This window comes from Mesorhizobium sp. CNPSo 4661, from assembly GCF_057784215.1.
Genome location: NZ_JBWGIO010000035.1, coordinates 23,791 through 36,184, shown reverse-complemented (window position 1 = coordinate 36,184; position 12,394 = coordinate 23,791). Strand labels below are relative to the sequence as shown.

The 12,394-nt window shown below is 63.8% G+C and carries 12 protein-coding genes, 1 tRNA gene and 1 pseudogene; 5 read left to right on the top strand and 9 right to left on the bottom strand.

Features of this window, described 5'->3' with window-relative positions; all coding sequences use genetic code 11:
* The coding region (locus AC0YKC_RS31780; protein ID WP_488513913.1) for an ABC transporter ATP-binding protein at nucleotides 1–216 on the top strand (216 nt) is incomplete at its 5' end.
* A gap of 24 nt (nucleotides 217–240) precedes the next feature.
* Here the strand turns inward: AC0YKC_RS31780 and AC0YKC_RS31775 are convergent.
* Nucleotides 241–576, bottom strand: a complete 336-nt coding sequence (locus AC0YKC_RS31775; protein WP_488513912.1) for a hypothetical protein — start codon at nucleotides 574–576, stop codon at nucleotides 241–243.
* Nucleotides 577–793: 217 nt separating this feature from the next.
* Here AC0YKC_RS31775 and AC0YKC_RS31770 point away from each other — a divergent pair, with 217 nt between their 5' ends.
* Both AC0YKC_RS31770 and AC0YKC_RS31765 read left to right on the top strand, forming a co-directional pair.
* Nucleotides 794–1,087 (top strand): type II toxin-antitoxin system ParD family antitoxin, encoded by a 294-nt coding sequence (locus AC0YKC_RS31770; protein WP_488513911.1) that lies wholly within the window; start codon nucleotides 794–796, stop codon nucleotides 1,085–1,087.
* 4 nt (nucleotides 1,088–1,091) lie between these two features.
* Nucleotides 1,092–1,457, top strand: coding sequence for a type II toxin-antitoxin system RelE/ParE family toxin (locus AC0YKC_RS31765; protein WP_488513910.1), 366 nt, complete (start codon nucleotides 1,092–1,094; stop codon nucleotides 1,455–1,457).
* 59 nt (nucleotides 1,458–1,516) lie between these two features.
* On the opposite strand, the gene AC0YKC_RS31760 is transcribed toward AC0YKC_RS31765, so the two are convergent.
* A tRNA-Pro gene (locus AC0YKC_RS31760) sits at nucleotides 1,517–1,593 on the bottom strand.
* A gap of 192 nt (nucleotides 1,594–1,785) precedes the next feature.
* On the opposite strand from AC0YKC_RS31760, the gene AC0YKC_RS31755 reads away from it, so the two are divergent.
* Nucleotides 1,786–4,023: a mannose-1-phosphate guanylyltransferase/mannose-6-phosphate isomerase gene (locus AC0YKC_RS31755; protein ID WP_488513909.1), complete on the top strand. Its 2,238-nt coding sequence runs from the start codon at nucleotides 1,786–1,788 to the stop codon at nucleotides 4,021–4,023.
* Nucleotides 4,024–4,039: 16 nt separating this feature from the next.
* Here the strand turns inward: AC0YKC_RS31755 and AC0YKC_RS31750 are convergent.
* The 7 genes and pseudogenes from AC0YKC_RS31750 to betI all read right to left on the bottom strand — a co-directional run bounded on the left by AC0YKC_RS31750 (nucleotide 4,040) and on the right by betI (nucleotide 11,040).
* Nucleotides 4,040–4,341 (bottom strand): annotated as a pseudogene (locus AC0YKC_RS31750) (type II toxin-antitoxin system RelE/ParE family toxin).
* Between the two features lie 100 nt (nucleotides 4,342–4,441).
* On the bottom strand, nucleotides 4,442–4,693 hold the full coding sequence (locus AC0YKC_RS31745; protein WP_320294865.1) for a type II toxin-antitoxin system ParD family antitoxin: 252 nt from the start codon (nucleotides 4,691–4,693) through the stop codon (nucleotides 4,442–4,444).
* A gap of 66 nt (nucleotides 4,694–4,759) precedes the next feature.
* Nucleotides 4,760–6,223: a betaine-aldehyde dehydrogenase gene (gene betB, locus AC0YKC_RS31740; RefSeq protein ID WP_488513908.1), complete on the bottom strand. Its 1,464-nt coding sequence runs from the start codon at nucleotides 6,221–6,223 to the stop codon at nucleotides 4,760–4,762.
* A 54-nt stretch (nucleotides 6,224–6,277) separates the two neighbouring features.
* Nucleotides 6,278–7,930, bottom strand: a complete 1,653-nt coding sequence (gene betA / locus AC0YKC_RS31735; RefSeq protein WP_488513907.1) for a choline dehydrogenase — start codon at nucleotides 7,928–7,930, stop codon at nucleotides 6,278–6,280.
* Entirely contained in the window at nucleotides 7,923–8,927 is a 1,005-nt protein-coding gene (locus AC0YKC_RS31730; RefSeq protein WP_488513906.1) for a threonine/serine dehydratase family protein, read from the bottom strand. The genes betA and AC0YKC_RS31730 overlap by 8 nt, the downstream gene beginning before the upstream one ends.
* Nucleotides 8,924–10,453: a choline-sulfatase gene (gene betC, locus AC0YKC_RS31725; RefSeq protein ID WP_320294870.1), complete on the bottom strand. Its 1,530-nt coding sequence runs from the start codon at nucleotides 10,451–10,453 to the stop codon at nucleotides 8,924–8,926. Before betC ends, AC0YKC_RS31730 begins: the two co-directional genes overlap by 4 nt.
* Nucleotides 10,450–11,040: a choline-binding transcriptional repressor BetI gene (gene betI, locus AC0YKC_RS31720; RefSeq protein WP_320294871.1), complete on the bottom strand. Its 591-nt coding sequence runs from the start codon at nucleotides 11,038–11,040 to the stop codon at nucleotides 10,450–10,452. The genes betC and betI overlap by 4 nt, the downstream gene beginning before the upstream one ends.
* A 187-nt stretch (nucleotides 11,041–11,227) precedes the next feature.
* Between betI and AC0YKC_RS31715 the strand changes: the two genes are divergently transcribed.
* Nucleotides 11,228–12,394, top strand: coding sequence for an acetyl-CoA acetyltransferase (locus AC0YKC_RS31715; protein ID WP_488513905.1), 1,167 nt, complete (start codon nucleotides 11,228–11,230; stop codon nucleotides 12,392–12,394).

Here is a 12,394-nt window from a genome sequence, read left to right as displayed (position 1 = left end):
CGCAAGCTGCAGGCCGACCACGAACTGTCCTACCTGTTCATCAGCCATGACCTCGCGGTGGTTCGCGCCATGGCCGACTACATCATCGTGATGAAGCAGGGAAAGATCGTCGAGGAAGGTCCGACGCAGGAGATCTTCGACAATCCGCGTGAAGCCTATACACAGACGCTGATGAAGGCCGCGATCGATACGACAAAGTTCCGCATGAGCGCTTGAACCCGGCAAGCCTGATCGGTTCGGCTACTGCGAGGCCGGGCACCTCTGCCTCCGCGTCGCGACGATCACCTGCTGCTGTTGCTGCAACCTGTCGATCCGGGCGGTTTCGCGATTGGCCACCACAGTCTTCACGCGCTCGCCGCCGAGCAGCCACGTCGGCACGGGGGTGTTGGCGACCCTGCCGCGGGCGATTGCTGTGCGTGAAATATCGGTGGCGGTGTCGCCGACCGCGCCGTTGAGCTCCGGGCAGTTCATCTTGTCGTATTTCGCCGGGCTGATCGACGCGGTGGTCGACGAGCAGCCGGCGGCAACAAGCAGGAGCGTAATCATCGGTACAATGGTTGTCGGCGTGAACTTCATACTCTTAACCTTGGTTCGCCGTTATACATTCCCCGCGCATCCGAAATCGGGTGGGGCTGCCATTAGGTCAAAGTGAGAACCTATTGTCGAGCATTGTTGCGCGATTCCTGTTTCCTCAGCCTAGCCATCCTCCCAAGCGACGGTGACGACCACAACGCTCATTGGCATAATATGCCATGCCCTGTATTATGCTGGCTGAATTGGAGCGGATATCGCGATGCCGACACGCAATGTTGTCCTAACAGAACACCTTGAGGAAGTGATCGACCGTTTGGTGAAAACCGGGCGCTATCAGAACGCCAGCGAGGTGTTGCGTGATGGCTTGCGGCTGATCGAGCAGCGCGAGGCGAGGGAAGCCGCGAAGCTAGCCGCACTCAAGGAGGCGGCCGCCATTGGCTTCCACGACATCGAGCAAGGTCGTTTCGAGGATGTTACTGAAGACGGCCTCGAAGAATTTATGAGTGGCCTAGGACAACAGGCAAGCTTGCGCGCGAAAAAAGCCGGCTTGTAAGGCCATGGTCCTATATCGGCTTTCGGCGGCCGCGCAGGAAGACATCGTCCAGATACTCGCCCACACGGAAGTCTATTTCGGCGAGATCGCGCGTGTCCGTTATGAACGGCTGCTGATCGTGGCCCTGAGCGACATTGCCGCCGATCCCGAACGGGTGGGAAGCATCCCCCGGGCGGAGCTGGGAAACAATATCCGCAGTTATCATCTGCGCTATAGTCGGGACAGCGCAAAGACCGAACATGGTGTTGTCCTGCGACCGCGCCATTTCCTCCTCTACCGGATGACCTCCCAGGTCATCGGAATTGGTCGCGTTCTCCACGACGCGATGGAACTGCAGCGCCATCTGCCCACGAGTTATGGCGACGCTTGACCGCGGTCCTGCTTTGAGACGGATAGCGATTTCGGGAAAAGCCAAGTGCTTGTTTTTTCTGGTCGGAGTGGCAGGATTTGAACCTGCGACCCCCTCGTCCCGAACGAGGTGCGCTACCAGACTGCGCTACACTCCGTGACCAGACCGCGGGCTTATAGCTGCCACGTTCCGATCCTGCAAGCGCCAATGACAGCACTTCCGTCGCATTTCCCTTCTTTCGCGAAGCTTGCCTGAATGGCATAGGATTTGGCTGTCGGGTAAAGGTGGGCTTAAAGGCTTTTGTCGTAAGTCCAGGCCGTCGGAGCCGGACTTTTTGACAAGGTCGTTCATGAGCCAGCGCATCGTCAGTTTTGTCATGAGCGGCGGCGTCGGATCGCGGCTTTGGCCGTTGTCGCGCGAGGACAACCCCAAGCAGTTCCACGACTTCTCGGGCGATGGCTCGATGCTGGCCAAGACCTTGCGCCGGCTGGCGGCGCGGCCCGACGGTGAGACGCCGATCTTCCTGATCGCGGCGGAGCGTCACGCCGAGCGCGTCCATGCCGACCTTGCCGGTCTCGATCTTGCCGGCGGCGGACCGCTGTTCGAGCCGACGGGCCGTAACACGGCGGCCGCCGTGGCGCTGGCCAGCCTGCGCACGCTCTCCGAATATGGCGACGAGCTGGTGCTGGTGGTGCCGTCGGATCACGAGATATCGACGCCTCGCCAGTTCTGGCAAAGCATCGAGGCGGGCGCGGCGGCGGCTAATGCCGGCCGGCTCGTGGTGTTCGGCCTCAAGCCGACACAGCCCGAGACCGGCTATGGCTATATCGAGGTCGGGGCCGGCAAGGACGGTGTCTTCGACGTGTCGCGCTTCGTCGAGAAGCCGGATCTCGCCACCGCGCAAGCCTATCTCGACACCGGCAGCTTCTACTGGAACACCGGCATCTTCCTGTTCCGCGCCGGCGCCATGCGCGACGCCTTCGCGGCCCATGAACCGCAAATCTGGCAGGCGACGGAAGCCGCCTACAAGGCTGCGACCAGCGATCTGTCCGGCCTTTATATGCCGCTGGAACTTTATTCCGCGATCCCGTCGACCTCGATCGACTACGCCATCATGGAACGCGCGAAAGACATCGCCATGGTGCCCGCCGGCTTCCGCTGGAACGATCTCGGCTCCTGGCAATCGCTGCTCGACGTCGGCCCGTCCGACAAGGACGGCAACGTCATCGTCGGAGACGTCGTCGCCATCGATTGCGAGAACTCCTACATCCGCAGCGATGGGCGGCTGCTCTCGGCCATCGGCATGAAGGACGTGGCCGTCGTCTCCACCGCCGACGCCACGTTCGTCGCGCCGGTCAGCCACAGCCAGCACGTCAAGAAGATTGTCGAGCAGTTGGAGAAATCCGGCCGGCTGGAGACCAGGTTCACGCCGGCGCATGACCGCGTCATCGAGAGCGGCGCCTGGCGGCGGCGCGTGCGCCACTGGCTGTTCGATGAGACGCTGCCGCTATGGTCGACCCTTGGCGTCGACGAGCGCCATGGCGGTTTTCATGAGGCGCTGGGCTTCGACGCCGCGCCGCTGATGAAACCCAAGCGCATGCGCACGCAGGCGCGTCAGGTCTATGCCTTCGCGGTCGCCAAGGAGCGAGGCTGGGATGGGCCGGCCGACCGGCTGATCGCGCACGGCATCGACTTTATGGCCGGTCAGGGCCGTACCGAGCGTGGCGGCTGGGTGCGCACGCTCAACATCGACGGTTCGGTCGCCGATCCGGTTGAGGACGCCTATGACCATTCCTGCGTGCTTCTGGCGCTCGCCCACGCCCACATGTCGGGCCATCCCGACGCGCTGCGGCTCGGCGAGGAGACGTTTGCCTTCCTCGACGCGCATCTCGAAGACAGCCGCATGACCGGCTTTCTGGAAACCTCCGACGGCGCGGACGAGCGGCGCTCCAACCCGCATATGCATTTTCTGGAGGCTTTTCTCGCCTGGCATCAGGCGACCGGCGAGCGCGCCTATCTGCGCCGCGCGGCGCGCATCATCGACCTTTTCCGCAGCCATTTCTTCGATGCCGAGAGCTGGACGCTCGGCGAATATTTCGACGAAGGCTGGAGGCCGGCGGCGAACGGAAAGGCCAACTGGACCGAGCCCGGCCATCATTTCGAATGGGCCTCGCTGCTGGTCGATTTCGCCGCCCGCAGCGGCCAGAGCGAGCTCACAGCCTTTGCCCGTAAACTCTATGCCTCAGCCATTGCCAACGGCCTCAACCGCGCTACCGGCCTTGCCTACGGCGCCGTCTCGCGCCAGGGGCTGCCGCTCGACACAGTCTCGCGAAGCTGGCCGCAAGCCGAGGCGATCAAGGCGGCGATCGCGCTCGACGGCTCGGGCGGGCCGGACCTCAAGCCCGAGATCGAGGCGCGCGTCGGTCGCCTGTTCCGCTGGCACATAGACCCGGCGCCGCTCGGCCTCTGGATCGACCGCATCGACGAGCGCGGCCGCTCGCTGGCGACCGAGGTGCCGGCGAGCATCTTCTATCACCTGGTCTGTGCGCTGACGCAGTATCTGGACGGGACGGCGGAGAAGGGGTGAAGGTTGACGCCAGCGGCTACGCGTCGTCGTCCACCTCGAAAATAGCATCGATGTCGCGAGCGCCGTGCACGACTCGCTCAATTCGCACATCGTCACCTTCAGCCACATAGAAGATTACATAGTGCTGAAACGGGACAGATCGTAGGTCTGGTGACAACGAGTATCGAGGCGCGCCCCACGTGGTGCGTTGGCGATGCGATCGCACCGCGCTCTGAGCGCCGCTACAAAGCGTCGGGCAGCCGCTGGGTTTTCGCTATGGATGTAGTCGCCAATTTCCTCGACATCTCTGGCGGCGGCGGGTGAGAAGGTGACTGCCATTAGAGCGTTTCACCGTTTCATAGAAACGGCGAACCGCTCTATCTCTTTGTTTTTACGCAATTCCGTACGGAAAACCGCTCACACTTTTCCTGGAATTGCTCTAGGTGTGGCTTTTGTCGCGGTATTTCGCCTCCAGCCGGTCAAGAACCTCCGACGCTGGAATGCCAGGCCCGCTTTCCTTCCCCTTACGGATATCTTCACGCAATGCAGCAAGTTTCACCTGCCGCTGCTCCTCGCGTTCCTCAAGCAAGCTGTCGCGTACCACTTCGCTGGCGCTCGCGTAGCGGCCACTCTCGACAAGCTCGCGTACGAATGCCTCATAACGGGAGCCGATATTGTAGCTGGCAGGCATGGCATCATCCTTTGGATTATCCATTCTTATCAATTTATGATAGTCTGACCAAAGCCGTTTGCCAGCTCAATAAGGCGCCGCCACGTCTCCCGTCTCCACATAGACCGCCTTCAGCTGCGAGTAGTGCGCCAGCGCCGCCAGGGAATTCTCCCGCCCGATGCCGGACTGCTTGACGCCGCCGAAGGGCATTTCCACAGGCGTGAGATTGTAGGCGTTGATCCAGCAGGTGCCGGCCTGCAGCTCGGCGATCACCCGATGCGCGCGCGGCAGGTCGCGCGTGAACACGCCGGCTGCCAGGCCGAACTCGGTGTCATTGGCGCGCTCGATCACCTCGTCCTCGCTGTCGAATTTCAAGACGCTCATCACCGGCCCGAAAATCTCTTCACGCGCGATGCGCATGGTGTCGGTGACGCCGGTGAACACCGTCGGCTCGACAAAGAAACCGCCTCCGAAACCCTGCAGCGACGGCACATTGCCGCCGCAGGCGAGGCTGGCGCCATCGTGCTTGCCGGCTTCGATGTAGGAGACGACCTTGTCCTGCTGTGCCTTGTTGACCAGCGGGCCCATCTGCGTCTCGGGATCGAGCGGATCGCCGATGCGGATTTTTTTCGTCCGCTCGACCAGCCGCTCGACGAAGCGGTCATGCAGGCCCTTCTGCACGAAGACGCGCGTGCCGTTGGAGCAGATCTGGCCACTGGAGTAGAAGTTGCCGAGCATGGCGCCGCCTATGGCGTTCTCGAGATCGGCGTCGTCGAAGACGATCAGCGGCGACTTGCCGCCGAGCTCCATCGTCGCGTGCTTCATCTTCGAGCCGGCGAGCGATAGCACCTTGCGGCCGGTCGGCACCGAGCCGGTCACCGAGACCTTGGCGACGACGTCATGCCCGACGAGGCCGGCACCGACATCGCCATAGCCCTGCACGACGTTGAACAGCCCGTCGGGCAGGCCGGCCTCCGAGTAGATCTCGGCCAGCGCCAGCGCCGACAGAGGGGTGTTCTCCGAGGGCTTGAACACCATGGCGTTGCCCATGGCCAAAGCCGGCGCCGACTTCCAGCCGGCGATCTGGATCGGATAGTTCCAGGCGCCGATGCCGACGCACACACCGAGCGGCTCGCGGCGCGTGTAGGCGAAGGGCCCGCCGAGATCGATCATCTCGCCGTTGAAGGCGGCGACCGCTCCGGCGAAATATTCCAAGCAATCGGCGGCCGAAGGCGCATCCGCCACCAGCGTCTCCTGGATCGCCTTGCCGGTGTCGAGTGTCTCGATCCGCGCCAGATCGGCATTGCGCGCCCGCAGGATGTCGGCGGCGCGGCGCAGGATGCGGCCGCGTTCGACCGGCTTCAGCCGCGCCCAGGCCGGCTGGGCGGCGCGGGCTGCCTCGATTGCCAGCTCCAGCACATTGGGCGTCGCCGAATGCAGCGTCGCTATGGTCTCGCCCGTCGCCGGATAGATCACGGGCAGTGGCGCGCCGCCTTCATCCTCGATGTAGCGGCCATTGACGTAGTGCGATGCGGTCGGCTGGGCGCGCATGGTTTTTCTCCATTCCTGGTCGCTGGGCGGGGAGGGCACCCGCCCGACAATGCCCTATCGGTCCGCCACCTGCCAGCGCGGATTGATCCACGGTTCCTGGTTGGATGGCGCCAGCGGCGTGCGGCCCAGGATGTGGTCGGAGGCCTTCTCGCCGGTCATGATCGACGGCGCGTTGAGATTGCCGTTGGTCACCCGCGGGAAGATCGAGGAGTCGGCGACGCGCAAGCCTTCGACGCCGATCACCCGGCATTCGGGATCGACGACGGCTGTGAGATCGTCGGCGCGACCCATCCGGCAGGTGCCGCAAGGGTGGTAGGCGCTCTCGGCATGGTCGCGGATGAAGGCGTCGAGCTCGTCGTCGGTCTGCACATGGCTGCCCGGCGAAATCTCCTTGCCGCGAAAACCGTCGAATGCCTTCTGGCCGAAGATCTCGCGCGTCAGCCGGATGCAGTGGCGGAACTCGCTCCAGTCGTCGGGGTGCGACATGTAGTTGAAGCGGATCACTGGCTTCGTCCTCGGATCGGGCGAGCGCAGCGTCACCGAGCCGCGCGACTTGGAGCGCATCGGCCCGACATGCGCCTGGAAGCCATGCGACTTCGCCGCCGCCTTGCCGTCATAGCGCACCGCCGCCGGGATGAAATGATACTGGATATCGGGGTAGTCGACGCCGGCAGCAGAGCGCACGAAGGCCGCCGCCTCGAAATGATTGGTGGCACCAAGCCCGGTCTTGAATAACAGCCACTGCGCGCCGATCAATGCCTTGGAGAAAGGATTGAGCACCGAGTTCAGCGTGATCGGCTTGGTCGATTCCTGCTGGATGTAGAGTTCCAGATGATCCTGCAGATTGGCACCGACGCCCGGCCGGTCGGCGATCACCTTTATGCCGTTTTCCTGCAGATGCGCGCCCGGGCCGATGCCGGACAGCATCAGGATTTTCGGTGAATTGATCGACGACGCCGCGACGATCACCTCACGCCGCGCCTTAACGACCTGAATCTGTTTGTTAGCTTCGATCTCGACGCCGATCGCGCGTTGATTCTCGATCACCACGCGCCGCGCGAAACCCTTGAGCAGGCTAACATTCTTGCGTTTGAGGGCCGGCCTCAGATAGGCGTTCGCCGCCGACCAGCGGCGGCCGCCCAGGATGGTCTGCTCCATCGGCCCAAAACCTTCCTGCTTCGAGCCGTTATAGTCGTCGGTGAGCTCGAAACCGGCCTGGCGGCCTGCCTCGACAAAGGCGCCGTAGAGCGGATTTTTCCGCGAGCCGCGCTGCACATGCAATGGTCCGCTTCTGCCCCGCCAGCCGTCCTCGCCGCCGTCGGAATCCTCCATGCGCTTGAAATAGGGAAGCACGTCGGCAAAGGCCCAGCCGGCGGCGCCCTGTTCGGCCCAGTGGTCGAAATCATGCGCATGTCCACGCACATAGACCATGCCGTTGATCGAGGAGGAGCCGCCGATCACCTTGCCGCGCGGCGTGGCAAGCACGCGTCCGCCGAGATGCGGCTCGGGTTCGCTGGCGAAACCCCAGTCGTAAAGGCTCATGTTGAGCGGGATCGACAGCGCCGAGGGCATCTGGATCAGCGGCCCCATATCGGTGCCGCCAAACTCGATGACGATCACCGAATTCTTGCCGTCTTCCGACAGCCGGTAGGCCATGGCCGAGCCGGCGGAGCCGGAGCCGATGATGACGAAATCCGCTTCAAGCATTGTTCATATGCGCCATAAAATCGGCGAGCGAGACGTTGCCGCCGGTTGCAACCACAAGGACAGTCTTGCCCTTCACATCCACCTTGCCGCCGAGCAGCGCCGCCAGCGAGGCCGCGCCCGACGGCTCGAGTACCAGCTTCATCCGCTCGAAGGCGATCTTCATCGCGCGCCGCACCGAGGCGTCGTCGACGGTGACGCCGCGCACGCCGGCGGCACTCACCGCCGCGAAAGGTGCGTCGCCGGGCTTGCGCGCCATCAGCCCGTCGCAGATCGATTTCGGCCCGATCGGCATCGTCTCGATCGCGCCATGCGCCAGCGATGAGCCCATGCCGTTGAATCCCTCCGGCTCAACCGCGATGATTTCGGTCTTCGGCGACACATAGTGGAAGGCGAGCGAGACGCCGCCGATCAGCCCGCCGCCGCCGACCGAGCAGAACACCAGGTCGGCATGCGCCTTCTTCGCCGCCAGTTGGTCGAGTGCTTCCAGTCCGGCGCCGGCCTGGCCGGCGACGATCTCCGGATCGTCGAAGGGATGCAGCAAGGTGAGGTGCTCGGTCTCGGCGATCTCCCGCGCTTTCGCGGCGGCGACCTCCTCGCGGGCGCGGTCGCCATGATCGGTCAGCACCACCCGCGCGCCATAACCGGCCGTCGCGTCGCGCTTGGCGGCAGGCGCGTCGATCGGCATGACGATGGTGACCGGAATGCCCAGAGCCTGGCCGGCGGCCGCCAACCCTTGCGCGAAATTGCCGGAGGAATAGGCCACCACGCCCTTTCTCGCCTCATCCGGCGACAGCCGGTTCAGCCGCCAATAGGCGCCGCGCACCTTGAAGGAGCCGGCCCATTGCAGCGACTCCGGCTTGACGAAGACACGCGCCGCGCCGGTCTCCTTGGCCAACGCCGCCGACTCCAGCAGCGGCGTCACCTGCGTGGCCGTCGAGGTGACGGCATAGGCTTGCTTCAGATGATCAAGCGTAGGGACAAGAATGTCTGCCATCATTCGCCTCTCGGATACCGTTTGCTCTCTTCGAGATTGTCGAGGTTCATGTGATTGCGCATGTAGCGTTCCGACGCCTTCTGCAGCGGCTGGAAATCCCACGGGTAATAGGCGCCGTTGCGTAGCGCCGGATAGACGACCCAGCGGCGCGCCTGGCTTTCGCGGACCGCCGCGTCGAAAGCGGCCATGTCCCAGCGGGCTCTGACCTTTTCCATGAACGCAGCGACCAGGGCGGCGTTCGCCGGATCGTCGGCCAGGTTGTCGCGTTCGAGCGGATCGGCTGCGAGATCGAACAACTGCGGGGCGTCGAGCTCGCAATGGACGAACTTGTATTTGCCGTCGCGGATCGCGACCAGAGGCGCGTTAGAGCCTTCCGCGGCATACTCGATCAGCACCGGCGCGGTGCGTGCCTTGCCGTCGAGCAGCGGCAGCAGCGACTGGCCGTCCGTCCACGGTTCGATCGCGGCAATGTCGATGCCGGCGAGGTCGCAGAGCGTCGGCGTCACGTCGAGATTGGAAACCGGCGCCTCGATCGGCCCGGCCGGCACGCCCCTGCCGGCGATCATCAGCGGCACACGCGCCGAGCCCTCGAAGAAGCTCATCTTGAACCACAGGCCACGCTCGCCAAGCATGTCACCGTGATCCGAGCAGAACAGAATGATGGTATCATCGAGCATGCGGGTGCGCTTTAAAACGTCCAGAAGCTCGCCGAGCTTGTCGTCGACATAGGAGATGTTGGCGAAGTAACCGCGCCGCGAACGGCGTACCTGTTCATCGGTAATATCGAAGGACGCATAATCGCTGGCGCGGTAGAGCCGCTGCGAATGCGTATCCTGCTCATCATACGGGATGAACGGCGTTTCCGGATCGAGCGCCTGGCAGTTCTCGTAAAGATCCCAATACTGCTTGCGCGCCACATAGGGGTCGTGCGGATGCGACAGCGAAACGGTAAGGCACCAGGGTCGGCGGTCCGCATCGTCCTGCTCACGCGACAGCTGGTAAAGCTTTTGCGTCGCCAGGAACACGACTTCGTCATCATATTCCATCTGGTTGGTGGTCTCGGCGACGCCGGCGCCGGTGACCGAACCCAGATTGTGGTACCACCAGTCGATGCGCTCACCGGGCTTGCGATAGTCCGGCGTCCAGCCGAAATCGGCTGGATAGATGTCGGTGGTCAGCCGTTCCTCGAAACCATGCAATTGGTCCGGTCCGACGAAATGCATCTTGCCCGACAGGCAGGTGTAATAGCCGGCGCCGCGCAGGTGATGGGCGAAGGTCGGGATCGACGAGGCGAACTCGGCCGCGTTGTCATAGACACCCGTGCGTGACGGCAGTTGCCCGCTCATGAACGAGGCGCGGCCCGGGGCGCAGAGAGGCGAAGCGGTGTAGTTGTTGGCGAAGCGCGCCGAGCGCGCGGCCAGCGCCTTCAGATGCGGCGCATGCAGGAACTCGGCCGGACCGTCCGGGAAGAGCGTGCCGTTGAGCTGATCGACCATGACGATCAGGAAATTGGGTCGCCGGGTGGTCAAGGCAGGCTCCGTCCGTTGAGCTTGGTTTCGAGATAGTCTTCCACGAGCGCGATCGCGGTCCGCGCGTCCGGCACGCCGTCCTTCAGCGCGCGGCGGATATAGAGCCCGTCGATCAGCGCCGCGGTCGCTTCCGCCACGCGGTCGGCCTCGGTCCGGGGCAGGATGCCGGTCAGCCCGCTCATCAGGTTCGAATGCAGCCGCCGCGCATAGATGCGCAGCAGTCGCCGCAGCTCGGTCGATTTCTGCGCCTCGACATAGAAGGCGAGCCAGGCGGCGATGATCTGGGGCTGGAACTGGTCGTCGGAAAAGCTGACGGCGACGACGGCCGAAACGCGCTGGCGCGGCGTCGCGGCAAGGCTGAACGCGCGCCTTGTGTCGGTGTTGAGTTCGGCGAGGATATGGCGCATCGTCGCGAACAGCAGCTCGTCCTTGGCGCCGAAATAGTGATGCGCCAGCGCCGACGACACGCCGGCGCGGCCCGCGATCTCCGACATCGTCACATCCAGCGATCCGCGCTCGCCGATCGCCGAGATCGTCGCGTCGATCAGCGCCTTGCGGCGCACTGGCTCCATTCCGATTTTTGGCATTTTGGTATCCGGTTCGCAGCGAGATTATTTTTTATTGACGCGTCAATCAATAAAAAACCGACGCTGGGATCAACCGATCATGTCGTTCTGGCCCATGCCTTGGGCTGGAAAACGGTTCACTATTGAACAATATTGAGTCACGTGCCGCGAAGGATCGTGCTACGTTGCGGCGCAAATGGAGGTTGCCATGACCGCATGCATCGTCGGCTGGGCGCATTCGCGCTTCGGCAAGCTCGAAGGCGAGACGCTGGAGGGCCTGATCACCAAGGTTGCGGTCGAGGCGCTCGACCATGCCGGCATCGGCCCCGACGATGTCGACGAGATCGTGCTTGGCCATTTCAACGCCGGCTTCTCGCCGCAGGATTTCACCGCGAGCCTTGTGCTGCAGGCCGACGACCGGCTGCGCTTCAAGCCGGCGACGCGCGTCGAGAACGCCTGCGCCACCGGCTCGGCAGCGGTGCGGCAAGGCATCCGCGCCATCGACGCCAACGCCGCCCGCATCGTGCTGGTGGTCGGCGCCGAGCAGATGACGACGACGCCCGGTCCCGAGATCGGCAAGAACCTGCTCAAGGCATCCTACCTGCCGGAAGACGGCGACACGCCGGCAGGCTTCGCCGGCGTCTTCGGCAAGATCGCGCAGGCCTATTTCCAGCGCTATGGCGACCAGTCGGATGCGCTGGCCATGATCGCGGCCAAGAACCACCGGAATGGCGTCGAAAATCCCTACGCGCAGATGCGCAAGGATTTCGGCTACGAATTCTGCCGCCAGGAAAGCGAGAAGAATCCGTTCGTCGCCGGTCCGCTGAAGCGCACAGATTGCTCGCTGGTCTCGGACGGCGCCGCTGCGCTGGTGCTCACCGACACCGCGACGGCGCTGAGGATGCGCCGTGCCGTGACCTTCCGCGCCAATGAGCATGTGCAGGACTTCCTGCCGATGTCCAAGCGCGATATCCTCTCCTTCGAGGGGTGCGAGCGCGCCTGGGAGCAAGCGCTGAAGAAGGCCGGCGTCACGCTCGACGACCTCTCCTTCGTCGAGACGCATGACTGCTTCACCATCGCCGAATTGATCGAATATGAGGCGATGGGTCTGGCCAAGCCCGGCGAGGGTGCCAGGCTGGCGCTGGACGGCACGACGGCCAAGGACGGTCGCCTGCCGGTCAACCCATCCGGCGGCCTGAAGGCCAAGGGCCACCCGATCGGCGCCACCGGCGTGTCGATGCATGTGCTGACCGCCATGCAACTGACCGGCGAAGCCGGCGGCATCCAGGTGCCGGGGGCCAAGCTCGGTGGTATCTTCAACATGGGCGGCGCGGCGGTCGCCAACTACGTTTCCATCCTCGACCGGATCAGATAG